Source organism: Streptomyces scopuliridis (assembly GCF_042790125.1).
Taxonomy (GTDB): Bacteria; Actinomycetota; Actinomycetes; order Streptomycetales; family Streptomycetaceae; genus Streptomyces; species Streptomyces scopuliridis_A.
In genome coordinates, this window is sequence record NZ_JBHTZS010000003.1 from 301,234 (window position 1) to 325,292 (window position 24,059).

Genomic DNA, 24,059 nt, shown 5'->3' on the forward strand with positions numbered 1-24,059 from the left:
GTGCTACGGCCGCCCCAACTGACCGACCTCGCCCACCGGCTCGCGGCCTGACTCCTGTTCGTTTCCTCAACCCGGCCTCTGCCGGGGCGGATCGGTCTGGTGCGATCATGGGACCGGATGCCGGACCGACACGTACCCATGAGGAACCATTCACCATGCCTGTGCCCGCCGACGCGACAGTCGTCCATCCGATGCCCGATCAGCCGCGGGTGGTGCTGCTCAGACCGCTGGTGAAGTCGCCGCTGATCGAGGTCGGGGAGTACTCCTACTACGACGACCCGGACGACCCGACGGCGTTCGAGACACGCAATGTGCTCTACCACTACGGCCCGGAGAAGCTGGTCATCGGCAAATTCTGCGCGCTGGGCACGGGCGTCCGGTTCATCATGAACGGTGCCAACCACCGCATGGACGGCCCGTCGACGTTCCCCTTCCCCACCATGGGCGGCTCCTGGGCCGGGCATTTCGACCTGCTCACGGGCCTGCCGGGGCGCGGTGACACCGTCGTCGGCAACGATGTCTGGTTCGGCTACCACACGATGGTGATGCCCGGCGTACGGATCGGCCACGGCGCGATCATCGGCTCCGGCGCCGTGGTCACCACGGACGTGCCCGACTACGGAATCGTCGGCGGGAACCCGGCCCGGCTCATCCGTACCCGCTACAGCGACGAGGACGTGGCCCGGCTGCTGGCGGTGGCCTGGTGGGACTGGCCTGCGGAGCACATCACCGAGCACGTACGCACGATCATGTCGGGCAGCGTCGCCGACCTCGAAGCCGCCGCCCCCCGGACACCCCTCGCTGGAGGTAGCCATGAGTGAACGCCATGTCCACACGGTCGAAGTGCCCCTGGGCGACGGCAGTGACGAGACGATTCGCGTGCAGATCCGTGAAGTGGACGAAAGCCTCATCAGAGTGGGCCGCGGCAGCCGCTCCGTCGCGCGGGCCGAGCGGTCGCTCGCTCAGATGCTGGACACCGTACGGCCCGTGGCGGAGAACTTTGTGGGCCGCTTGCGGGGGATGGCGAATTCACCGGACGAGATCACGCTGGAGTTCGGGGTGTCGCTCTCGGCCGAGGCCGATGTCGTCATCGCCAGTACCGCGACAGCCGCGAACTTCTCCGTGAGTCTGACGTGGAACCGCACCGACGCGACGGCATCAACGCCGAATGACCCGCAGGGGAGTTGAGCGGCGGCGCCGCACCGGCCACGCCCACGGCCGCCCGCGGCGGCCGTGACCGTACACCCGCCGGTCGGCCGCATGGTGTCGGCCGGCGGCCGAGGTCTCATCCGCGCTCGCGGAGATACGCCTCCAACTCGGCGGCCCCGGCCAGCATCGCGCGCCCACGGGCGGAGAGCCGGCCGCGCCAGTCGCGCAGGGCGGCCTCCAGCGGCTCCAGCCCGCCGGCCGCCCGCACCTGGGCGATCAGCGGGGCGATCTGATCCAACAGGTAGCCGCCACGCCTGAGTTGGTGGGCCAGCCGGGCATCCCGTACGTCGGCCTCGTCGTAGACGCGGTACCCGGTCCGTGGATCGCGGCGCGGGCGCACCAGCCCGGCGCGCTCCCATGCGCGCAGCGTGGCGGACCGGATTCCGAGCTTCCCCGCCAGCGGCCCGATGAACGTGCCACCGGGCCCGGACACCGCCGCGTCGGGTTCGGACGCCTGAGCAGGCTCCAGGTCGCGGAGGGCGCTCTCCACGGCGTGCAGGGTCCGCCGGTCCTCAAGGAGCTGGGCGTGGCTCTCATCGATGAGACGGAGCGCCTCATCGACCACGCCCTCGTTCACCGCCCGCATGATCGACGCCGCCGTCCGGTGGCCGTGGCCGGGCACCAGGGCGAGGAACGCGCCCAGAGCCCGTGCGTGCAGCGGGGTATAGGTGCGGTAGCCGTGGGGTGTGCGTCCGGCGGCCGGCAGGATGCCGGCCTCCTCGTAGTTCCTGATGGCCTGCGTGGACAGACCGTGCCCGCGCGCCAGATCAATCGGTCTGAGCCGCTCGCTGTTTTGAAGGTTTTGCCCCATGAGCCTGCCGATATCGCGAGAAAGTTTCAACCGAAGGTTCAACGATACCGTTGAAGGCATGGCTACTGACATCAAGGACACCACCCATGCCGTCGAGGCCGGCGCCGTCATGAGGCTGCTTCCGGCCCGGCCGCGGCTGCTCGCCCTGGGCGAGCCCACCCACGGCGAGGACACTCTGCTCGATCTGCGCGACGAGCTCTTCCGGCAACTCGTCGAGCAGGAGGGGTACCGGACGATCGCGATCGAGAGCGACTGCGTGAGGGGCCTGCTGGTGGACGAGTACGTCACCACGGGCACGGGCACCCTCGACGAGGTCATGGAGGGCGGATTCAGCCACGGGTGGGGCGCGTCCGCGGCCAACCGTGAACTCGTGCGCTGGATACGGGCGTACAACGAGGGCCGGCCCGTGTCCGAGCGGCTCCGCTTCGCCGGTTTCGACGGCCCGCTGGAGATCACCGGCGCCGCGAGCCCCCGGCAGGCCCTCACCGCACTCCACGGCTTCCTCGCGGCCCGGGTGGACGCGAACCTGCTGCCCTGCACCGAGGAAACGCTCGACCGCCTGCTCGGCGCCGACGACCGGTGGACCGATCCCGCCGCGATGATGGACCCGGCCCAGTCCGTGGGACAGTCGGCCGAGGCCGGCCGGCTGCGGCTGCACGCCGACGACCTGGTGGCGCTGCTCCACACGCAGACGCCCCACCTGATCGCGGTGACCTCGCGGGACGCCTGGGACCGGGCGCGCTTGTACGGGCGTACCGCCACCGGCCTGCTGCGCTACCACTTCTGGATGGCCGACACATCACCCGGCCGCATGACGCGGCTGGTGGGCCTGCGGGACCAGATGATGGCCGGCAATCTCCTCGCGCTCGCCGAACGGGGCCCGGCACTGGTCCACGCCCACAACGCCCATCTCCAGCGGGACAAGAGCACGATGCGCCTGTGGGACCAGCCGCCGGTGGAGTGGTGGAGCGCCGGTGCGATCGTGAGCGCCCACCTCGGTGAGGAGTACGCCTTCCTGGCCACGGCCCTCGGCACGATCCGGCACCAGGGCGTGGACACCCCGCCTCCGGACACCGTCGAGGGACTCCTGTACGCGCTCCCGGAAGACCGCTACGTCGTCGATACCTCCCGGCTGATCACCGCCCTCGGCGCCCGGCGCCCGGGGCCGCGCGAATCCCCCTGGTTCGGCTACGCCTCGCTCGACCCGGCCCACCTGGCCGGCATCGACGGGATCGTGTTCGTCAAGGACGTCCCGGAGAGCCGGACGAGGAGGTGAGCCGGGCCGGGCCGGGTGCGTGATTCAGTGTGACGGGTGGGCGGCGCGGGCCTCGGCGGTGGCCTTCAGGTCGCCCAGCCATCCTTTGAGGCCCTCGTGGAGGATCCTGGTCGCGGTGGGAACGTCCGCTTCGACCTGGTCTCCGGTGTGGGTCTCTTCGGTGCGTACGAGGACGCCGCCCTTCACCTTGGTGAAGTTCCACACGTGGACGCCGTCGATACGCAGTCCCTCACCGATCGCGGGGCCGGTCCAGCGGATGCAGGAGCCGCGCTTGAGCTGCTCGACGGTCGAGGTGATGTCCAGGCTGGTGGCGGGAGTCGCGGGATTGGGGGATACCGGGGTCGTCCACCGGAACGCCGACCCCTGCCGGAAGGGGCCGTGGTCGAGGCGTTCCATGGTCTGGACCGGCGCCTGCCAGGACGGCCAGCGCTCCACGTCGGTCTGCAGCTTCCAGATGGTGCTCAGCGGCGCGTGGATCACGGTCTCGATCCTGGCGCGTACCTGGGCCTTGGGGTCGACACCCGCCCCGCGGCAGGTGAGGGACTTGTCGGGGTGAGGGGTGGCTCCGGCGGGCGCGACGGCGGTGCCGAGGACTCCGGCGACGGCGAGCGGGACGGTGAACAGGGCGGCGCGGACGCTGGTGCCGCGGATTCCGGACATGGCGTTCTTCCTTGTCGGTTTCTGTTGTCGATGCTGGGCTAGAAGCCCCTGCGTTCGTTAGAAGCTATAACGCAGCGAACTGATAGGTCAACAGGTTCGCGATAGCCTCTAACGAAATCTTGGGGCTGTAGCCAGGAGAGGGGGAGGTGGCAGACCGGTCGACGGTGTTCAAGGGGGCGCATGATGGATGCGGCGGCGCGCATCCGGAGCAGGCCCCGGTCGGGTCGGGCAGATGAGTTTGGCCCGGCGGTCGGCGGGGTCTGGGCGGGGCTCGGACGCAAGCAGGACGCAAGGAGCGGAAAGATGAACGAGCTCAGCAAGTTCCTGGATCCGATCACCCGGGAGAACGCGACCGTGGTGCTGGTCGACCACCAGGTCGGCCTCCTGTCGGGAGTGCGCGACATTCCCGTCGGCGAGCTGAAGCACAACGTGGCGGCCCTCGCACGGGCGGCGACCGCGCTGGACATCCCGCTGGTCGTCACCACCACGGCGGCCGACAGCATGTGGGGGCCGACCGCACCCGAACTGGTCGAGGCGCTGCCCGCCGGACAGAAGATCATCGACAGGAGCACGGTCAACGCCTGGCACGACGACCGGGTCCGTGAAGCCATCGTGACGACCGGCCGTCAGAAGCTGATCTTCGCGGGAGTGTCGCTGGAGGTCTGCGCGGCCCTGCCCGCCATCGCGGCCACGGCCGCCGGGTACGACGCGTATGTGGCCGTGGACGCGTCGGGCACCTTCAGCCAGGCCAAGCGGGAGGCGGGCCTGCTGCGCATGCAGCAGTCGGGAGTCATCGCCGGCGACTACGCCACGCTCATGGTGGAAGCCCTCGCCGACAACGCGGACCCCGCGGCCGGTGCGGTCTACGCCGCCCTGGACATGCCGTTCGCCGTTCTGGTCGGCCAGATCTCGGCCGCCCACCAGCAGCGCGCCTAGTTCCGTGGCCCGGACCATGGCGCCCCGCGGGGACCCCGCCGGAGTAGCCGGGTGAGCGCCTGATCCCGCCCGCGCTTACAAAGGGACAGGGAATGTTCGGGAAGGAAGGGTGCCGCTGTGACTACCGCGTCGATGACAGGGAAAGTCGCGCTGGTGACCGGGGCGACCAGCGGCATCGGGGAGGCCGCCGCGGAAACGCTCGCCGAGTGCGGCGCGCGCGTACTGGTGGCGGGCCGGGACGAAGGGCGCGGCCGGGCCGTCGTCGAGGCCATCCGGCGAAGCGGCGGTACGGCGGACTTCCTGGCCGCCGATCTGCTGGACGCCGACTCGGTGCGGCAGTTGGCCCGGCAAGCCGTCGAACTGGGCGGCGGCCGGGTTGACATCCTGGTCAACAGCGCGGGTGTCTACCCCTTCGGGCCCACCGAGCAGACGCCGCCGAGCGAGTTTGACGCCGTCTACGCGCTGAATGTGAAGGCCCCCTTCTTCCTGGTGGCGGAACTCGCGCCGGCGATGGCCGAGCGGGGCGGCGGGGCGATCGTCAACGTCAGCACCATGGTGGCCGCGTTCGGTGTCCCGGGAATGGCGCTGTACGGCTCAAGCAAGGCGGCCGTGAACCTGCTGACCAAAGCCTGGGCCGCCGAGTACGGCCCGCGCGGGGTACGGGTCAACGCCGTGCAGCCCGGTCCGACGCGGACCGAGGGCACGGCAGGCATGGGCGAGGACCTCGACACCCTCGCATCCCAGGCGCCCGCCGGACGGCCGGCCACTCCGAGGGAGATCGCCGAGGCGATCGCGTACCTGGCCGGTGACACCGCGAGTTTCGTGCACGGTGTGGTGCTGCCCGTCGACGGCGGACGCACAGCCGTCTGACCCGTACGGGCGTTCACCACCGCGCTCGCCGAGATCATGAGCAGGGCCCGGACGGCGGGTCGCGGGTCCGGGCCCTGTCCTGGACGGGAGTGTGTGTCGGTCAGTCGCCGGTGTTGGTGGCCCAGACGGGCCGGTTGGCGTTGTTGTAGACGACGACGTTGCCGTCGTCCTGGACGGCGAGGTAGTGGCCCTTGCGCCACGTTCCGGCGGCCCAGATGGCCTGGCCGGCCCTGTTGTAGATGACGAGGTTGCCGTCTTCCTGCATCACGAGGCGGTCCGCGTTGGGGTAGACGTTCGGGGCCTGCCAGGCGGCGCGGTTGTCCTTGTAGAGAACGACGTTGCCGTCGCTCTGGACGCGCAGGATCGCACGGCCGTTGCCGGAGGTCCATGCCTGGTTCTTGCGGAGGGTGGCGGGCGGGTAGAAACGGGAATCGGCCCGCAGGGCCTCGTGGGCCTGCGTGCTCTGGACGGTGCGGCCGCTGTTCGCGGCGTCGGCGGCGGGAACGGCGGCCAGGATGGGCAGGGCCGCGAGGGCGAGCGCGGGAAGGCCGCGCCGCAGGAGGTTCTTGATCACAACCCCGGATTTAGGCAGCCCGCACCCGTCTGCGACAGCCCCACGGCCCGGAACTCACCCGTACGGTCCAGCGATTTCATCGCCGAAACGACACTGCGCACGCGGCCCGCGCGATGCCGCCCAGTGGGTCAGTGCCCGCGCGGGGCGTACATGATGACCGCCATCCCGGCGAGACAGACCAGGGCGCCGACGACGTCGAAGCGGTCGGGGCGGTAGCCGTCGGCGACCACGCCCCAGGCGATCGACCCGGCGACGAAGATCCCACCGTAGGCAGCGAGGATCCGTCCGAAGTTGTCGTCGCTCTGGAAGGTCGCCACCACCCCGTACAGGCCCAGGGCGATCACGCCGGCACCGACCCAGATCCAGCCCTTGTGCTCGCGGATGCCCTGCCAGACCAGCCAGGCGCCTCCGATCTCGAACAGGGCGGCGACGGCGAACAGGGCGATGGAACGGGCGATGAGCACGGGAAAGGTCTCTCTGGATGGGGACGGTCGGGGAAAGGGCGGGTCAGGCGGTCGGGCCGAAGAGGTCCGCGAGCAGCGCCGCGGCGTCGGCGGGTGCTCGTACCTCCAGGTGCAGGAACGAGCCGTCCAGGTGGAGGCGGAAGTCGAAGAACGGGCAGCACTGCTGCTCGGCGGCGGCCAGTTCGGCCACCTGCGCGGTCCGTGCGACGGGCAGGGTCAGCCGAAGGCCCTCGGGCACCGGGGCTCGCGTCGCGCCGTCGAGCGCCTCGCGCCACTGGACGGTTCGTTCGTGCGGGCCCACACCGGTCAGCGAGCAGGCCACCGATGCCGTGCGCCACCGTTCCGCACCTTCTTCGGCCGGCCGGCGGCCGGGCGCGAGCACCACGTCCACCGGCTGCCCGCCGTCGGCGGCCGGCGCCGGGGAGAGGAAGCCGCACTCGGGATCGCAGCGGCTGGTGCGGTCGGGCAGTGCGTCCAGGTGTGCCAGAGCGCCATGGAGCGAGGCGGTGAACGCGGCCAGCTCGGCGGCGCGGGCCTCGGCCTCGGCCAGGCGGGCGGCGATCCGGGGGCGCAGGTCCGCCTTCACCTCCTTACAGGCCCCGGCCTGCCACACCTGAAGAAGCCCGCCGATCTCCTCCAGCGGCAGCCCCAGATGCTTGGCCGCGCCGATGAACGCCAGCCGGTCGACCGCGTCCTCGCCGTACAGCCGGTAGCCGGCGGGGGTCCGGCCGGCGGGCAGCAGCCCCGCACTCTCGTAGAAGCGCAGGGTGGTGGCCGGTACTCCGCTGCGCTCGGCGAGCTGAGAGATCCGCATCGAGGTCATGCGATCGACGGTAAACCCTCCAGCTGACTCGAAGGTCAAGCCCACCGTTCACCAGGGCCGCCGCTTCGCGCTTCCACCGGGTCCCGACGCCCGCGCGGCGATGCGCCCTCGAACCGGCGCGGACGGCGCACGGCGGGGTGAACACGCCATTGCCACGACCCGTTCGGACTCCGCGCGCCCTACCGGTGGCCACGGGCCGCGGCAATGATGAGCGTACGGCAAGTGATCCAGACGCCTCCGCACACCGGCCCCGTGGCAGGTGGACATGCGGTGGAAGGAGCCCACGTTGTTGCTTCTCATCTCCCCGGACAGTGTCGACGAGGCCCTCGATTGCGTGAAGGCGGCGGAGTACTTCGACATCGTCGATGTCAAGAAGCCCGACGAGGGCTCGCTCGGCGCGAACTACCCGTGGGTCATCAGAGAGATCCGCGAAGCCGTCCCGGCGGACAAGCCGGTGTCCGCCACCGTGGGCGACGTACCGTACAAGCCCGGCACGGTGGCCCAGGCGGCGCTGGGTGCGGCCGTCTCGGGAGCCACGTACATCAAGGTCGGGCTCTATGGATGCACGACGCCCGAACAGGCCATCGACGTGATGCGAGGGGTCGTCCGGGCGGTGAAGGACTATCGGCCGGACGCTTTCGTCGTCGCCTCGGGCTACGCGGACGCCCACCGGATCGGCAGCGTCAACCCGCTCGCACTGCCCGACATCGCCTTCCGCTCCGGCTCCGACGCGGCCATGCTCGACACGGCGGTCAAGGACGGGACACGGCTGTTCGACCATGTGCCGCCCGACGCCTGCGGGGAGTTCGTCCGGCTGTCCCACGAGGCCGGTCTGCTCGCCGCCCTCGCGGGCAGCGTCAAGGGGGGAGACCTCGGCGAGCTGACCCGCATCGGCACGGACATCGTGGGGGTGCGCGGGGCGGTCTGCGAGGGGGGCGACCGCAAAGCAGGAAGGGTTCAGCCGCGGCGGGTGGCCGCCTTCCGGGCAGAGATGGACCGGCATGCCCGGGAGTACGCGGCTGCCGTCGCCGCGAGCTGACCGCCGCCATGCCGACACGTCAGCCCCGTCGCGCGCCCGGGATCGGCGGCAGGTGCTTCACCGTCCTCGATCCGGCGACGGGCGAGGCCGTCGACGAGGCTCCCGACCAGCGGCCGGACGAGCTGGACGCCGTCGTCGACCGGGCCCACGAGGCCTGGCGCGGCTGGCGGGCCGACCGCGTCGCCCGCGCCACCGCGTTGCGCGCGGCGGCCGACGCCGTGGAGGCGGCCGGGGCCGAGCTCGCGCCGCTGCTCACCCGTGAACAGGGCAAACCCCTGGCCGAGTCGTACGCGGAGATCGCCCGCACGGCGGCCCGCCTGCGCTACTTCGCGGAGCCGGCCGCCGCGCCCCGGCCGATCACGGACGGACGGCCGGTACGAAGCGAGATCCGCTGGCGATCGCTCGGGCCCGTCGCCGCGATCGTCCCGTGGAACTTTCCCCTCCAGCTCGCGTCGGCGAAGTTCGCGCCCGCGCTCGCCGCGGGCAACACGATGGTGCTCAAGCCGTCCCCGTTCACCCCCCTCGCCACACGATTGCTGGGGTCTGTCCTCTCCACCGCCCTTCCCGAGGGCGTACTGACGATCGTCACCGGTCGCGAACCTCTCGGCGCCCGCCTCGCGTCCCATCCGGGGATACGTCATGTGACCTTCACGGGTTCGATTCCCACCGGACGGGCCGTCGCGGCGGGTGCGGCGGCCTCGCTCTCCCGGGTCACCCTGGAGCTGGGCGGCAACGACGCCGCCGTCCTGCTGGAGGACGTCGACGTGGAGCGGATCGCGGACCGGCTGTTCTGGGCGGCCTTCCGCAACTGCGGGCAGGTCTGCATGGCGGTCAAGCGCGTCTACGCCCCGGTCCGGCTCTACTCCCAGGTGGTCGAGGCCCTCGCGGAGCGTGCGAAGCGCGCCGTCGTCGGAGCCGGGCTCGACCCCGGCACCCAACTGGGGCCGGTCAACAACGCCCCCCAACTCGCCCGGGTCGAGCGTTATACGGCGCAGGCCCTGGCGGATGGCGCCCGAGCGGTGACCGGTGGCCACCGGCTGGACCGGCCGGGCCACTTCTTCGCCCCGACGATCCTGGCCGATGTCCCACCCCACAGCCCCGTGGTGACGGAGGAGCAATTCGGTCCGGTCCTGCCCGTACTGCCGTACGGGAGCCTCGACGAGGCGATCGAAGCGGCCAACGACACCGGCTTCGGGCTGGGCGGCTCCGTATGGGGGACCGACCTCGACCGTGCCGAGGCGGTGGCCGACCGGCTGGAGTGCGGGACGGCATGGATCAACCACCACGCCGAACTGTCCCTTGCCCAGCCCTTCGCGGGCACCAAGGAGAGCGGTGTCGGCGTCGCGGGCGGACCGTGGGGGCTCTACGGGAACCTCAGGCCGTTCGTCGTGCACCGTCCGGAGGAGACGCGGCCATGAGGTTCGGTGCGGCGGTGCTGCGCTCGTACGAGACCCCGTTCGCCGTCGAGGAGGTGATCCTGGCCGAGGGGCCGGCCGACGGCGAGATCCTGGTCAGGATCGCGGGCTGCGGGATGTGCCGGACCGATCTCGCGGTCCGGTGTTCGGCGGGCCGCTCACCGCTGCCGGCGGTGCTCGGCCACGAGGGGGCCGGGGTCGTGGTGGAGACCGGCGGTCCGGACACCGGCCTGAGCGCCGGTGACCATGTCGTGCTGAGCTTCGACTCCTGCGGACACTGCCGGAACTGCATGGGCGCGGCTCCCGCCTACTGTGACTCCTTCGCCTCGCTCAACCTCTTCGGAGGGCGCGGGGAGGACGCGGCGCGGTTCACCGACGCGGCCGGGGGTGAACTGGCACCCCGGTGGTTCGGCCAGTCCTCGTTCGCCGAGTACGCGATCGTCCTGGCCCGCAACGCCGTCCGGGTCGATCCCGCACTGCCCATCGAACTGCTCGGACCGCTCGGCTGCGGCTTTCTCACCGGAGCCGGGGCGGTTCTGAACTCCTTCGGCGTCGGCCCCGGCGACACCATCGCCGTGTTCGGCGCGGGAGCGGTGGGCCTGGCCGCGGTGCTGGCCGCCACCGCCGCCGGGGCGGTGGCGGTGGCCGTCGACCGGCACCCCGAACGACTGGCCCTCGCCGAGCGGTTCCGCGCGATACCGGTGCATGCCGCCTCGGCCGGCCTGCCCGACCGGATCCGGCGACTGACCGACGGCGGCGCGCGGTACGCGCTGGACACCACGGGCTCCGCCCAGTTGGTCAACGACGCCCTGCGGGCCCTGCGCCCGACCGGCCACCTCGGCCTGGTGGCACGGCTCCACACCGCGCTGCCGCTCGAACCGGGAACCTTGGACCGGGGGCGGCGGATCTCCCACATCTGCGAGGGGGACGCGGTGCCGGGACTGCTGATTCCGCGACTGACCGGACTGTGGCAGGCGGGGCTGTTTCCCTTCGACCAGCTGATCCGCACGTACCCGCTCGCGGACATCAACGAGGCCGAACGCGACTGCGACGCGGGCCGCGTGGTCAAACCCGTCCTGCTCCCGCCGGCCCCTTGAAGACAGGCCCTAGGGCCGGGGCTTGTCCGCGAACACCCAGCGGTTGCCCGCCAGCGCGTCGTTCTGCTCGGGCAGCGGGCCGCGTCCGTGCCGACGGGTGAACTCGAAGGGGGTGTGGACCGAGGTGGACCACCCCTTGCCCGCCAGATCACCCGCGGAGTCGGGCCGCGGCTCTCTGTCGAACAGGTTGAGCAGGTCGATACCGATCTGGTGTTTCGTCGAGGTGTAGAGCGGGCTGTCGCGGTACTCCAGCAAGTCCTTCTCCAGCTTGACCTCGAAGGCCAGAGCGCTTCCCTCCGCGCTCAACCGGTCCACCGAGTCGATGAGATGGGTCTCGGCGGCGTGGGGCAGGTAGAACAGCAGCCCCTCGGCCAGCCACACGCTCGGTGCGGCCGTGTCGAAACCGGCGTCGGTCAGCGCGCCGACCCAGTCGGCGCGCAGATCGACCGGGATCGGTACGCGTGCTGCCCTCGGCGTGGCCGACAGCCCGTCGAGCACCTCGTGCTTGAACGCCAATACGCCTTCCCTGTCGATCTCGAAGATCACGCAGCCGGGCGGCCAGTCGAGCCGGAACGCCCGCGAGTCCAACCCCGCCCCGAGAAGGACCACTTGGCGGGTGCCCGCGCGCACGGACCGGAGGAGGAAGTCGTCGAGGACTCTCGTCCGCAGACCGAAATAGCGCGCGAACCTCCCCCACAGCGGGTTCGCGTCCCCGTCCGGAGCCTGGTGCACACGGACCGGCCAGCCCGCGGACGCCGGTGCGGCGAGCACGAAGTGCTCTGCGTAGATGTCCCGTGCCAGGCTGTCGTGGCGGTGGGTCTCGATCGCCCGCGCCGCGGCGACCATGAGAGCGGTGAGACCGACACCCCCTTCGACACCTTCCACACCGGTGTTCGGATGAGTTGTGCCGACCATGTGTCCTCCCGTGGGGCGAGTTGAGACCACGAACAGCTTTTGGCCATGACATGCCGAATGGCGCACAAGGAATTCACGAATTGATCGGCAACCACGTTCCCGACCCGAAGACCTGAAAACCTGTAAGTCCTGAAGCCGAACGCGGACTTCGCGCGGCGTCCTCACTATCCAGCCGGACATCGTCCACCGCGCGTGGATCGGGCACCGTTCACCTGTACAGGTGAATATCCTGGCGTTGGCCTCCGTACGAGGCTCGGCCGGCCATGAGGATCGGTTTGCGGCCGGGATCGCCCGCGTCGGGCCGTACCCACACGTAGTGGCCGCCACGAGCCTGGGCCCCGGCGTCCACGATCGAGGCCAAACGCCCAGGTTCCCTGAGCAGTTGGAGGCTCCCGGGGGCGTCCCCGTGGGGGCGGTTCGCGCGTGGCGTATCGTTTCGCGAGGGCGGCGCTTTCACTTCTGGCCACTCACACGTGGACAAACGTCCGGTGCGTGGTTTCAGGCTATTGACGTGGCCCCGTCGGGATCGTTTTACTCCCTGGCACTCCGTCAAGGACGGGCGGCCTGAGCGTCGCGGAACTCCGAGCCGTGAGACGCAATCGTGTTCGTACTCCCATCGCCTGGGGCCCGCGCCCTGCTCTTTTCGGATCCCGACGTCCCCCTGGAACGCTCCCACTGAAAGGAGAGGGCATTTCGGATCCGCCGGGGACACACCGCCTCATGAATTCTCTCTCGAAGGAGTTTCCGTTGAGACGCCTGTTTCGCTACGCGCTCGGCGCGGCCCTACTCGCACTACTCATCCCTCTGGGTGTGATGGCCAGCCCGGTCAGCGCCAGCACGCCAATCACCCAGTCCACCTCCATCGTGTTCGATCCCGGCCCCAAGAACCGTTGTTTCGGTGTCGTGGAGGAATTTCCGGACCTGCCCGCCGGGCCGCAGAGCACGTACTACGACACTTCCGGCTGTCGCGCCGTGGACAATGAGCTGCGTGCCGACGACGGCTGTTTCGGGCGCTTTCCCTACACCGATTCGAACAACAGGAAAGCCTGTCCCGCGTGGGACTTCGTGACGGTGAACTGGAAGAGTGACCAGCGCACGAAGTACCCCGGCTACGACGGTCAGGTCTCGGGGAACTCCGGATCCCCGCTGAAGCTGGGTCTTGAGAACAACGCGCAGCAGGTGGGCGATTGCAAACTCCGTGAGGTGGCATTCTCCTACCACTATCCATCGAGTTCGCTGCGCCGCCCGGCCGCGGGCCAGCACTACAACTTCGCGGACGGACGGCTCAAGGTCTCCTACGACGCCTTGGCCAAGCAGAGCGGCTCTTACGCCTGCGGGGAGAAGCGTGCCATCCTCACGACCGATCTGATCTACAACGACGGCGCCAGGAAGAACGTCATCTCCGTCGTCCACTTCAACCCCGGCAAATTCATTCAGCCGAGCGCGGACGGCGTCTTCTGGAACAACGGCTGCCAGGACAACACGTGCCGCGTCACGGTGCAGGGGCAGGAGATCGCGGCCGGAACCACCAGCCGGGTCTCGGTCGACTTCACCGCACTCGCCACGAAGTACCGTTCGTACCTGGGCGGCGCCGCCGTTCCGGCGGACTCCAAGGTGATAGCCATCCAGATGGTCAACAGCACCATAGGAGCGGACCTGCGGACCGAGGTGTCCAACGCGTCGGTCACGCTCGAACCTCCCGCGTGATGATCCTGCGGCGGATCCGGCTGATCCGCCGCGGCCAGGCCCCCACCCGGCGCCACGCCGGGTGGGGGCCTCTGGCGTTCCCCGGAACGGGACGTGGCGACGGGGCCCGCGTCAATTGCACTTCTCTCCCGATGAGTTGGACAAACGAGGTGCGGCGCTGGGATCGCTTGTTATCCGGCGGAGGGTTCCCCTACGGTTTTTCCCGTGGGATTGCTCCCACGGAGCTTTTCGCACCTTTCATTTCTTGACGAAAAGTCAAGCTTTCCGGTCCGTATCACTCCTGGCTCAAGGAAGGTTACTGTGATCGCGTTACGGTATCTGAAGAGGAAGAAGCTCAAGGCCCCTGTGCTGGGGCTGCTCGCCACGCTGATGCTGGGCTCGGTGGCTGCTTTGGGAGTCATCACCCCGGATTCGGCAGCCGCGTCGCAGACGTATTCAGGCGTCGGCACCTGGTTCGAGAAGGTGGGCGACCGGGGCGGTGCCTGCGGTATTCCGCCGGTCCAGATCGAGAGCAAGAACTTCGTGGCTCTCAATGTGTGGGACATGCCGAACGACTTCGCCGCGAACCCCTCGCCACGCCCCATTCCGGCGGACAAGTCCCAGATCAAGGGCATGTACGACAATGGCCTCAACTGCGGGCGCTGGGTGGAGATCAAGCTCAGCGACTTCTGCAGCGTGCCCAACGGAGGCGCGCCAGGAGCGGGTATCTGCAGGGGCGGCACCTGGAAGCCCGACCAGTACAACGGAGCCACCCTCAAGGCCGTCGTCACGGACAGCTGTGGTGACGGCAACGAATGGTGCCGGTCCGACAGGAACCATCTCGACATCTCACGGTACGGGGTCGGCCAGTTCACGATGCCCGACGGAAAACCGGCCGGTGATCTGATCGGCGCCGCGGCCTGGAACAACCGCAAGATCGACTGGTCGTTCATTCCGGCCCCCGACTACAGCGGTGACATCAAGCTCGCCTTCGCCGAAGGCGCCGAGAAGTACTACGCCCCCCTGCTCATCAGCAATCTCCCCAACGGGATCCACGGCGTCGAGTACTTCGACGGCTCCACATGGAAGCGTGTGGTGAGAACAACCGACAACGGCCAGCGCTTCGACATCGAGGCAAGTAATGCCGCGAAGACGTCGTACACGATCCGTGTCATCGACGCGGACGACAAACTCCTCAACGGTGGCCGGGAATACACATTCGGCCGTGCCGAATGCGCCCAGGGCAGCGGCAAGTGCGGCCAGAGCCAGATCTACAACCCGGTGACCTACACCACCAGGACCGGCAGCGGCGGTTAGGGAAAGCAGCGGGGTCCGGCAGCGGAATGAATAATCTGCCGCACACCCTCACCGTCAGCTGAAGCACCGCGAAAGACAAGAGCGGCGGGGTTTCCCGGAGGAATTTCCCGGCCGGGGAACCCCGTGCTCGTAGGGTCTCGCAGGGTCCAGCACTTCTCCCGACGTAAGTACAAGCGATCATGAACGTTTGTCCATGGTTCCGGCGTCGAAATCGCGCCACGGTATCCGGCAACACTTGCAGGAGAGGTAATCCCATGGGTAAGCGGTTCACGGGCGTGACAGCGGCGCTCCTCGGAATGGCCCTGATCAGCGGATGCGGCGGCGGCAGTGCGTCCGGTGGCGAGGGCAGTGGGGGCGCCGGCGGGAAGAAGACGCTCGAGTTCTGGGGCTGGGCGCCGGGATACGAGAAGTCGGCGGCGTTGTGGAACGCCACCCACCCGGACGTCCAGGTCACATTCAAAACGATCCCCACGGGGGGCAAGGGCGGCTACGAGAAGATGTTCTCCGCCGTCAAGGCGGGCAACGCGCCGTGTCTGGCGCAGGTGGGCTTCGAGTCCGTGCCGACGTTCCTGGCGGAGGGCGCGTTGGAGAATATCGCCCCCCATGTCGGCGACGCCGCCGGGAAGTTCTCCGACTTCGCCTGGAACCAGGTCTCCTTCGGCGACCAAGTGGTCGGTATCCCGGTCGATGTAGGCCCGCAGGCGCTGTTCTACCGCAAGGACGTGTTCGCGAAGTTCGGCATCTCCCTGCCCACCACCTGGGCGGAGTTCAAGGCGGCGGCCGAGAAGCTGCGCAAGGCCGATCCCTCGTACGCGCTCACGAACTTCTCCACGGAGAGCTACTGGTTCGGCGGGCTGGTGAGCCAGGCGGGCGGCCAGTGGTTCCGTACCGCCGGCGACTCCTGGAAGGTGGGAATCGACAGCGCCGAGAGCAAGAAGGTCGCCGACTACTGGCAGGACCTCGTCGACCGGAAGCTGGTGACCACCGAGACCCCGTGGAGCCCGGAGTGGCTGAAGGGCCTCTCCAGTGGGAAGACGGCCACCGCCGTCGGCGCGGTGTGGATGGCGGGTGTGCTGACCGAGAACGCCAAGGACAGCGCCGGGAAGTGGGCGGTCGCGCCCATGCCCCAGTGGGAGAAGGGCGGCCGGGCCGCGGGCAATGAGGGCGGCTCGACCACGGCCGTCGTCAAGGGCTGTGAGAACGCCAAGGAGGCGGCGGAGTTCGCCACATGGATGAGCACCGACCCCAAGAGCCTCGCCAACCTCATCACCGTCACCGGGATCTATCCGGCGGCGACAAGCGGGCGGGACCTCCCCGAGGCCAATAAGCCGGTGAAGTACTTCGGCGGCCAGAAGATCTACGACGTGTTCAACGAGGCCGCGGCGCTGACCGATCCCGACTGGAAGTGGGGACCCGGGATGACCCAGACCGCCACCACCTTCCAGGACGCCTTCGGCAAGGCCGTCGGCGCCGGTTCCTCGTTCTCCGGCACGCTCGACCTGGTCCAGGACAAGGTCGTCGCCGATTACCGGGCCAAGGGCCTGTCGATCGCCGACTGACACCGGCGGGCGCGGCGTTCCGCGCCCGCCATCCCACCTGTCCTGGAAGGAGTCTCATGGTGGTGGCCACAGAACACACGACGGCCGGCGAGCGGGCGAGGGGCCCGCGGCCGATCCCACGGGGGACGGGAACCGGTACGACTCCGGCGCCCGGGGCGAGATCGGGTGCCCGCCGGTCCCGTACCCGGGCGGGGGTGATCCTGCTCGTACCGTTCCTCGCGCTCTTCACCTGGGTGTACATCCTGCCCATCGGATTCGCGCTCCACCAGAGCCTGTTCCGCCAGGAACGCTCGGGGCTCGGCCTGGAGGCTCCGCGGCGCGTCTTCGCCGGCCTGGACAACTACAGCCGGGTCCTGACGGACGACGCGGTCATCTCGGGCGTCGGACGCGTGCTGCTGTTCGGCCTGGTGCAGGTACCGGTCATGCTCGGGCTGGCCCTGCTGCTCGCCCTGCTGCTGGACAGCGCGGTCGTCCGGTTCGGAGCCTTCTTCAAGCTGGCGTTCTTCCTGCCGTACGCGGTTCCCGGCGTCATCGCCGCGATCCTGTGGGCCTTTCTCTATCTGCCGTCCTTCAGCCCGCTGCGCGGCGCGCTGGACATCGACTTCCTGGCTCCGGGGACCGTGTTGTGGTCCACGGCCAACGTGGTCACCTGGTCATGGACGGGCTACAACATGATCATCATCTACACGGCGCTCCAGGCGGTGCCCAGGGAGCTGTACGAGGCCGCCCGCTTGGACGGCGCCTCCCCCCTGCGGATCAACATCAGCGTCAAGATCCCGCTGGTCAGGCCGGCCATCGTGCTGACCGGACTCTTCTCCCTCATCGGCTCGCTCCAGCTGTTCAACGAACCGTCGGTGATACGGAGCATCACCAACAATGTGACCAGTACCTACACGCCCGCGATGGCCGCCTACCAGGCCGCCTTCGGCGCCAATGACTACCACTACGCCGCGGCCATCGCCGTACTCCTGGCGCTGACCACCTGCGTGCTGTCCTTCCTCTTCTTCAAGCTCACGGAACGGAGGGCACGATGAAGCGCGCGTCGCTGCCCGGTCAGGTCATCGCCACCTTCGGGATGTTCGTCGTCGGCGTCTACTTCCTGCTGCCGGTCTGGTGGCTGGCGGTGTCGTCGACCAAGTCCAGCTCCGCGCTGTTCGACAGCAGGGCCTTCTGGTTCGCCGACCAGTTCTCCCTGCCCGAGAACATCCGACAGGTCTTCAGCTGGCAGGACGGTGTGTTCGCCCGGTGGCTGCTCAACAGCCTGCTCTACGCGGGCGGCGGCGCCCTGGCCGGAACACTCCTCGCCGCGGCGGCGGGCTTCGCCCTCGCCAAGCTTCCCTTCCGCGGCAGCGCCGGCCTCTTCACCGTCATCCTCGCCGCACTCCTCATCCCGGCACCGCTTCTCGCGCTGCCCCAGTACCTGCTGGCCTCCTCGGTCAGTCTCGACAACACCTTCTGGGCCGTGTTCATCCCGAGCATGGTCAGCCCCTTCGGTGTGTACCTGGCCAAGGTGTACGCGACGGACTCCGTCCCGGACGAACTGCTCGACGCGACGCGGGTGGACGGCTCCGGTGAGATCAGGGCGTTCTGGACGGTCGGACTGCGGCTCATGTCGCCCGCTCTGGTCACCATCTTCCTGTTCCAGTTCGTGGCCATCTGGAACAACTTCTTCCTGCCGCTGGTCATGCTCGCGGACAACAGCCTGTGGCCGGCCACGCTCGGGCTCTTCTTCTGGAACAGCGCGCAGAACCAGACCTTCTACCACCTGACCATCACGGGTTCGCTGATCTCCGTGCTCCCGCTGATCGTGGCCTTCCTCGGGCTCAACCGTTACTGGCGCTCGGGCCTCGCCGACGGAGCCATGAAGTCCTAGCGCCCCCTCTCGCACCACTGCCGAACCGTCCCTACAAACCTTGTGGAGCAAGCACGTGAGACGCATCCCAGTCATCCTCGCGATGGCGGTCGCGGCCGGCGTTCTGGGGGCCCCACCGGCCCCCGCCGCCGCACCGTCCGCACCGGCCGCGTCAGTGTCATCGGCCGTCACGATCAGCTCTCCGGAGCTGGCCGTCGAGGTGGACCCGGACTTCCCCCGGGTCATCGGCTACCAGACGCGCGACGGAGCACAACTCGGCGGCCAGCCCAAGGCCATCGACCGATTGCAGATCAACGGCGAGGAGTACCAGCCCGCGGTGAAGGCGACACCCGCCGCGGACCGGATCGACTACCGGTTGACGGTGGACGAGCTGGACCTGACGGTCGTCGCCCGGCTCTCCGTCGCCGACAGTGTGCTGACGTTCGAGGTCACCGATGTCGAGGAGCGCGGCAGCGCCAAGGTCACCACGCTGGCGATCCCGGACCAGTCCATCGTCTCCGGCGCGCCCGGCGACCAGCTGACCTCGGTACAGACGCGCAGCACCTATCAGGGCGCCGGAGACAAGTGGGACACGTATCAGCCGGTCTCCGAGGCCAGGACCGACGAGACGCCGCAGAAGACCAATGTGGCCATCGTCAACTCCTCGCGTGCCGCGGCGGCCGTCTGGTCCTCGTCCATCAGTTCCTTCGGACCGCTGCTGCGGCAGACCACCGGAACCGGGGCCGAGAAGCGCTCCGGTGTCTGGAGCAACACCTGGACCTACCGGGGCCCCGACGGAGAGAAGGTCGTTCCGCCCGAGCTGAAGGTCGTGGTGACCGGCGAAAGCAATGACGACGGCCGGGTCGACTGGCAGGACGGTGCGATCGGCTACCGGAAGATCGCCCCGAAGCCCAAGGGCGGCGAGGACGTCGCCAACACGCCCGTGAGCTATATCTCCATGAACTTCATGAGTGGCGCTCAGAACCCCTTCCTGCGCGCGCTCGACAATGTGAAGAAGGGATACCTCGCCACCGACGGTCTGGGCCAGTCGATCCAGCTCAAGGGGTACGGGGGCGAGGGCCACGACTCGGCCCACCCCGACTACGCCGGCCACTACAACAACCGCGCGGGCGGCCTCAAGGACCTCAACACGCTGGCGAACAGCGCCGAGAAGTACGGGGCCAAGATCGGCGTCCATCTCTCGCAGGAGGGCCAGCTGCTGGAGTCCAAGGCGTTCCGCTGGGACCGTCTCAACTCCACCAAGTCGTGCTATTTCTGGTCGGACGCACACTACTGTTTCGACAAGTCCAAGGATCTCTCCGGTCCGCACGCCGAGCGTGTGAAGCAGCTGAAGAAGGAGGTCCCCGGCCTCGACTTCGTCTACAACGACGCCTTCTTCGGCGAGGACTGGGACGCCTGGAAGCTCGCCAAGAACTACAACGACAACGGCCTCGCCCTGCACACCGAGTGGCCGTCCTACCTGTGGCCCTACGTCACCTGGTACCACCAGTCCGCCGACTATCCCAACAACGGTGTCAACAGCGACATCCTCCGCTTCGTCTACAACGGGTTCACGGACGCCTGGGTGCAGAAGGGCAACGAGCTGCTGGGAGGCGTCAACAGTGACGGCATAGGCGACTGGCACGGCGAACACGACGTCAACCGGTGGCTGGAGACCGTCTACTCGCGGAACCTGCCCACCAAGTATCTGCAGAACTTCGAGATCACCAACTGGTCCGACGACAAGATCGGCCTGTCCGGCGGCGTCACGACCGCCAAGGTCGACGGCAAGGTCCGCTACACGCAGGACGGGCGCACCATCCTGGACGGCGACGCGTATCTGCTGCCCTGGCCCGCGTCGACGTCCGGCAAGGGCGCCACGTCCGACAAGGCCGGCAAGGCTGAGAAGGCGTACCACTGGAACGCGGACGGCGGCACCACCAGCTGGAAGGTTCCCCCCACCTGGCGCCAGAACGGCAGCTACGACCTGTACGAGCTCGGCGACACCGGCCGCAAGAGCCTGGGCAAGGTCGAGGTCCGCGACGGCACGGTCACGCTCACGGCCGAGGCCAAGACCCCCTACCTGCTGGTTCCGCAGAAGCGGCCGGCCCCGAAGAAGGTGACCTTCGGCGAGGGCAGCTCCCTGGTCAATCCCTCCTTCACCAGCGGTGATCTGACGGGCTGGAAGGGCACCGACGCCAAGGTCGGGCGGGACGACCGTGGCTGGCCCGAACTGCGCCTCTCCGGCAGCGGCCAGGCCACCCAGCGCAGCGAGAAGCTGGCCGCCGGCACCTACACGGCCGCCGTGTGGACGACGACCGCCCCCGGCCGGCGCGCCACACTGACGGTCAACGGCAGAGAGACCTGGATCGACACCACACCCCCGCCGTTGAAGGACGCGGACAGTCATCTGTCGGGTATGCCGTACCAGAAGCTCAAGGTCGTCTTCACCGTCGGCAAGGACGGCCGCGCGGATCTGAAGCTGTCAGCGGGCCCCGGTGAGGGCTCCACCGCGTTCACCGACGTACGGATCGTCCGTACCGACGGGGCCTCGCCCACTCCGTTCTCCGAGAACTTCGAGGCCGTGGACCAGGGGTTCGGCCCCTTCATCCAAACGCAGGCCGGCGAGGCCGGGATCCATCTGGCCGAGGCGAACCCCGGCTACACCCGGGACGCGCTGCGGGACACGTTCTCGCTGAAGATCGCGGAGGCGAACACCGGAGTGAAGCTCCAGACCTGGCCGGGCAGCATGCGCTTCCAGCCGGGCCGCGCCTACCGCGTACGGTTCGACTACGCGGCGGACTCCGCCGACACCTTCGAGTTCCTCGTACGCTCCGGCGAGAAGCCTGTGCTCACCGAACCGCTCCGGGCGACCACCGACCGGTCGCTGGACAGCCCGCCCCCGGCCGGTGACCCCAAGCCGTCGGACTGGACGGACTCCCTCCCGCCCCAGGGCCCGGCTCCGGTCCGGAGCGCGGACCTGGCGTTCACCACCGGCGGCTGCGCCGATGTGAATCTGGCGCTGAGCCAGATCTCCAAGGGGAAGGGCGGCGACTTCCCGCCGTCGATGTCCTTCGACAATCTCGTGGTGGAAGACCTCGGCAAGGCCGCCGGCTCCGAGTGCGGCGCGCCCACGTCGGTCTCCTTCAAGCCCGACGAGGTGGCCCCCGAGGGAGCCACCGAGGCCACGGTCACCGTCGAGAACCGCAGTGGTGAGCCGATGACCGGTGTGAACGTCGATCTGGCGGTCCCCGAGGGCTGGCGTGCCACCGCCGGGACGCCCACCACGATCGACAGTGTTCCCGCGCACGGGAAGAGCACCGTCACCTACCAGGTCACGCCGGCCGGGAACGCCAAGCAGGGTGTCGTGCGCACGGTGGCCTCGTACACCTGGAACGGGGCGAAGCTGCGGACGAGCAGCGAAGCCGACGTCCCCGTCGTCTATCCGGGGCTGGCCGAGGCATTCGACAACGTCGGTACGACCGACACCGCCACCGCGGGCCGGGGCGGACTCGACGACAAGGGCCGCAGCTTCGACCGCTCCGCGCTGGAGGCGGCCGGTCTCACCCCCGGCGGCAAGAAGACAGTGGACAACATGGAGTTCACCTGGCCGGACACCCGGCCCGGCGAGAAGGACAATGTCTCGGCCAAGGGCCAGACGATCAGGACCACCGCCAAGGGCGTGCTCGGTGTGCTGGGTACGGCCACGGCCGGAGCGGCCGGAGACCTGGTCATCCGGTACACCGACGGGACGACGTCGACGGCCCAACTCGGCCTGCCCGCCTGGACGTCCACGGACCGAGGGCGCTATGGGGCCCGCACGGTCGCCACGACGAAGGTGCGGAACACACCCAACGGTCCGGAGAACGGCGACTCCACCGTCTTCTACAACAGTGTGCCGCTCGACCCGGGCAAGACGGTCAGGTCCCTCACCCTGCCGGCCGAGGCGAATCTCCATGTGTTCGCCCTCTCGTCCCGTGACTACGTCACCTCGCCCGAGGCCGATGTCTACGCGAGCGACCTCGCCTGGAAGAGCGCGTCCAGCGGCTGGGGACCCATCGAGCGCGACCACGCCATCGGGGAGGACAAGGCCAACGACGGCGACGCCATCCGGATCAACGGTGAGATCTACGAGAAGGGCCTGGGCGCGCACGCGCCCTCGGAGGCGGTCTACGACCTCGGCGGCGGCTGCTCCCGGTTCACCGCCAGAATCGGTCTGGACGACAAGTCCGGCTACGGCACCGTGGGGTTCTCCGTGATCGCCGACGGCAAGACGCTGTACACCAGCCCGCTGGTCCAGCGCACCACCAAGACCATCGACCTCGACCTCGACCTCGGCGGTGCCAAGGAGGTCAAGCTCGTCACGACGGACGGAGGAGACGGCAACTCCAGCGATCACAGTGCCTGGGGTGACGCGAAGTTCCGCTGCGGCTGACCCCTGAGACTTCGCCCCGCCGGTCCGTCGACCGGCGGGGCGAAGTGCTGTGACGGATTCGATGCGGGCGGGGAACGAAACCTTACGTTCGCCGAATATCCCGTGCGGGAGCGTTCGCATCGCTGCACGCCGGGAACAGGACGACACACCCCGGCCGCACCTGGAACGGGTAAAGGGGACTGCCGTGGCACTGCCGTACCTGCAATGGATGCACTACCTCACACCGGGCCCCACGCACCGCCGGCTCGGTCTGATGTGTCTCGGCGTGGGCCACCAGGACGGCCGGCTGCCGACGGTGGGACCCCGGACGCTTCCCCACCACGTCGCCGTGGTCGTCTCCCGGGGCTCCGGCTGGTTCCGTACGGCGGACGGGCCCACGATCGAGGTGGTGGCACCGGCGGTGCTCTGGCTCCGTCCCTATGTGGTGCACCACTACGGGGCCAACGACCCGGGATGGACGGAGTGGTTCATCGACTTCACCGGACAGGCGGCCGAGGCGTACGAAGAGCTCGGCTTCATCGAAACCGACACACCGGTAACGGCCCTGACGAACGCCGAGCCCGCGGTACGCGCCATCAGCCGGGTGGCCCAGGCATGCCGCAGGGGAAGCCCGTATCTGGAGACCGAGACGTCGGCCCTCGTCCATGAGGTCCTGCTCGCCCTTCGCCGGGAGCGGGCCGACGAGTCCTCGCGCCACGGAATGGTGCTCTCCGGCCTGACGCGGGACGCGTGTCTGGCCGTGTCGATCGCCGGGCACGCGAGGCGCCTGGGCGTGTCGGTCGCCGAACTGCGCGAGGTGGTACGGCGCCTGGCCGGCTCGACACCGAAGGACTTCGTGATGACGATCCGCCTCGGCAGGGCCAAGGAAATGCTGGCCACGACAGATCTGCCGGTCTCGACCATCGCGCGCCGGGTCGGCTACGACGATCCCGCCTACTTCTCCCGCGTCTTCAACCGGCGCGTGGGCCTTTCGCCCAGTGGCTTCCGCGAGCAGCACCACCGTGGGCTCCTCACACGGGACAGCGAGGAGGGCATGAGTCCACCGCACGGGCCGCCGGCCGCGGGTACGGCTCAGGACGCGCCGACGCCGAGCCGGGGGCGCTGAAGCGGGTGCGCCGAGC

The 24,059-nt window shown here is 69.1% G+C and carries 21 protein-coding genes; 15 read left to right on the forward strand and 6 right to left on the reverse strand.

What is annotated here, in order from left to right:
* Positions 1–155: 155 nt before the first annotated feature.
* Positions 156–821, forward strand: coding sequence for a CatB-related O-acetyltransferase (locus tag ACFRKB_RS05930; RefSeq protein WP_383103641.1), 666 nt, complete (start codon positions 156–158; stop codon positions 819–821).
* Entirely contained in the window at positions 814–1,188 is a 375-nt protein-coding gene (locus ACFRKB_RS05935) for a CU044_2847 family protein (protein WP_383103643.1), read from the forward strand. The genes ACFRKB_RS05930 and ACFRKB_RS05935 overlap by 8 nt, the downstream gene beginning before the upstream one ends.
* Before the next feature lie 97 nt (positions 1,189–1,285).
* Here the strand turns inward: ACFRKB_RS05935 and ACFRKB_RS05940 are convergent, their stop codons facing one another.
* Complete coding sequence (locus tag ACFRKB_RS05940; RefSeq protein WP_383103645.1) at positions 1,286–2,020, reverse strand: TioE family transcriptional regulator; 735 nt, start codon at positions 2,018–2,020, stop codon at positions 1,286–1,288.
* A 58-nt stretch (positions 2,021–2,078) separates the two neighbouring features.
* Here ACFRKB_RS05940 and ACFRKB_RS05945 point away from each other — a divergent pair, with 58 nt between their 5' ends.
* Entirely contained in the window at positions 2,079–3,296 is a 1,218-nt protein-coding gene (locus tag ACFRKB_RS05945; protein WP_383103647.1) for an erythromycin esterase family protein, read from the forward strand.
* A 24-nt stretch (positions 3,297–3,320) separates the two neighbouring features.
* Here the strand turns inward: ACFRKB_RS05945 and ACFRKB_RS05950 are convergent, their stop codons facing one another.
* Positions 3,321–3,956 (reverse strand): SRPBCC family protein, encoded by a 636-nt coding sequence (locus ACFRKB_RS05950; protein WP_383103648.1) that lies wholly within the window; start codon positions 3,954–3,956, stop codon positions 3,321–3,323.
* A gap of 303 nt (positions 3,957–4,259) precedes the next feature.
* Between ACFRKB_RS05950 and ACFRKB_RS05955 the strand changes: the two genes are divergently transcribed.
* Together ACFRKB_RS05955 and ACFRKB_RS05960 are read left to right on the forward strand one after the other, a co-directional pair.
* Entirely contained in the window at positions 4,260–4,892 is a 633-nt protein-coding gene (locus ACFRKB_RS05955) for an isochorismatase family protein (RefSeq protein WP_383103650.1), read from the forward strand.
* A gap of 132 nt (positions 4,893–5,024) precedes the next feature.
* Complete coding sequence (locus ACFRKB_RS05960; RefSeq protein WP_383103901.1) at positions 5,025–5,762, forward strand: SDR family NAD(P)-dependent oxidoreductase; 738 nt, start codon at positions 5,025–5,027, stop codon at positions 5,760–5,762.
* A gap of 100 nt (positions 5,763–5,862) precedes the next feature.
* On the opposite strand, the gene ACFRKB_RS05965 is transcribed toward ACFRKB_RS05960, so the two are convergent.
* The 3 genes from ACFRKB_RS05965 to ACFRKB_RS05975 all read right to left on the reverse strand — a co-directional run bounded on the left by ACFRKB_RS05965 (position 5,863) and on the right by ACFRKB_RS05975 (position 7,623).
* The gene (locus tag ACFRKB_RS05965; protein WP_383103652.1) at positions 5,863–6,336 is read right to left on the reverse strand and encodes a hypothetical protein; all 474 of its coding nucleotides are present in this window, start codon (positions 6,334–6,336) and stop codon (positions 5,863–5,865) included.
* Between the two features lie 128 nt (positions 6,337–6,464).
* The gene (locus tag ACFRKB_RS05970; protein ID WP_383103654.1) at positions 6,465–6,800 is read right to left on the reverse strand and encodes a YnfA family protein; all 336 of its coding nucleotides are present in this window, start codon (positions 6,798–6,800) and stop codon (positions 6,465–6,467) included.
* A 43-nt stretch (positions 6,801–6,843) separates the two neighbouring features.
* On the reverse strand, positions 6,844–7,623 hold the full coding sequence (locus tag ACFRKB_RS05975; protein WP_383103655.1) for a MerR family transcriptional regulator: 780 nt from the start codon (positions 7,621–7,623) through the stop codon (positions 6,844–6,846).
* Between the two features lie 265 nt (positions 7,624–7,888).
* On the opposite strand from ACFRKB_RS05975, the gene ACFRKB_RS05980 reads away from it, so the two are divergent.
* From ACFRKB_RS05980 to ACFRKB_RS05990, 3 genes are read left to right on the forward strand one after another with little or no spacing between them, the layout of a single operon-like run.
* Positions 7,889–8,662, forward strand: a complete 774-nt coding sequence (locus ACFRKB_RS05980) for a (5-formylfuran-3-yl)methyl phosphate synthase (protein ID WP_383103657.1) — start codon at positions 7,889–7,891, stop codon at positions 8,660–8,662.
* Positions 8,663–8,670: 8 nt separating this feature from the next.
* A complete protein-coding gene (locus ACFRKB_RS05985; protein WP_383103659.1) occupies positions 8,671–10,080 on the forward strand; it encodes an aldehyde dehydrogenase family protein in 1,410 nt (469 codons plus the stop codon).
* A complete protein-coding gene (locus ACFRKB_RS05990) occupies positions 10,077–11,174 on the forward strand; it encodes an NAD(P)-dependent alcohol dehydrogenase (RefSeq protein ID WP_383103661.1) in 1,098 nt (365 codons plus the stop codon). The genes ACFRKB_RS05985 and ACFRKB_RS05990 overlap by 4 nt, the downstream gene beginning before the upstream one ends.
* 9 nt (positions 11,175–11,183) lie before the next feature.
* Here the strand turns inward: ACFRKB_RS05990 and ACFRKB_RS05995 are convergent, their stop codons facing one another.
* Positions 11,184–12,089 (reverse strand): class I SAM-dependent methyltransferase, encoded by a 906-nt coding sequence (locus tag ACFRKB_RS05995; protein WP_383103662.1) that lies wholly within the window; start codon positions 12,087–12,089, stop codon positions 11,184–11,186.
* Between the two features lie 747 nt (positions 12,090–12,836).
* On the opposite strand from ACFRKB_RS05995, the gene ACFRKB_RS06000 reads away from it, so the two are divergent.
* From ACFRKB_RS06000 to ACFRKB_RS06030, 7 genes are all read left to right on the forward strand, one after another.
* A complete protein-coding gene (locus ACFRKB_RS06000) occupies positions 12,837–13,796 on the forward strand; it encodes a hypothetical protein (RefSeq protein WP_383103664.1) in 960 nt (319 codons plus the stop codon).
* 300 nt (positions 13,797–14,096) lie between these two features.
* Complete coding sequence (locus ACFRKB_RS06005) at positions 14,097–15,092, forward strand: RlpA-like double-psi beta-barrel domain-containing protein (RefSeq protein WP_383103665.1); 996 nt, start codon at positions 14,097–14,099, stop codon at positions 15,090–15,092.
* 254 nt (positions 15,093–15,346) lie between these two features.
* Positions 15,347–16,651, forward strand: a complete 1,305-nt coding sequence (locus tag ACFRKB_RS06010) for an ABC transporter substrate-binding protein (protein WP_383103667.1) — start codon at positions 15,347–15,349, stop codon at positions 16,649–16,651.
* A gap of 194 nt (positions 16,652–16,845) precedes the next feature.
* Positions 16,846–17,685 carry a carbohydrate ABC transporter permease gene (locus ACFRKB_RS06015; RefSeq protein WP_383103669.1) on the forward strand — a complete coding sequence of 280 codons (840 nt, stop codon included), beginning with the start codon at positions 16,846–16,848 and terminating at the stop codon, positions 17,683–17,685.
* On the forward strand, positions 17,682–18,524 hold the full coding sequence (locus tag ACFRKB_RS06020) for a carbohydrate ABC transporter permease (RefSeq protein ID WP_383103670.1): 843 nt from the start codon (positions 17,682–17,684) through the stop codon (positions 18,522–18,524). The genes ACFRKB_RS06015 and ACFRKB_RS06020 overlap by 4 nt, the downstream gene beginning before the upstream one ends.
* A 55-nt stretch (positions 18,525–18,579) precedes the next feature.
* Entirely contained in the window at positions 18,580–22,938 is a 4,359-nt protein-coding gene (locus ACFRKB_RS06025) for an endo-alpha-N-acetylgalactosaminidase family protein (RefSeq protein WP_383103671.1), read from the forward strand.
* 208 nt (positions 22,939–23,146) lie between these two features.
* A complete protein-coding gene (locus tag ACFRKB_RS06030) occupies positions 23,147–24,043 on the forward strand; it encodes a helix-turn-helix domain-containing protein (RefSeq protein ID WP_383103902.1) in 897 nt (298 codons plus the stop codon).
* The last annotated feature ends 16 nt before the right edge of the window (positions 24,044–24,059 follow it).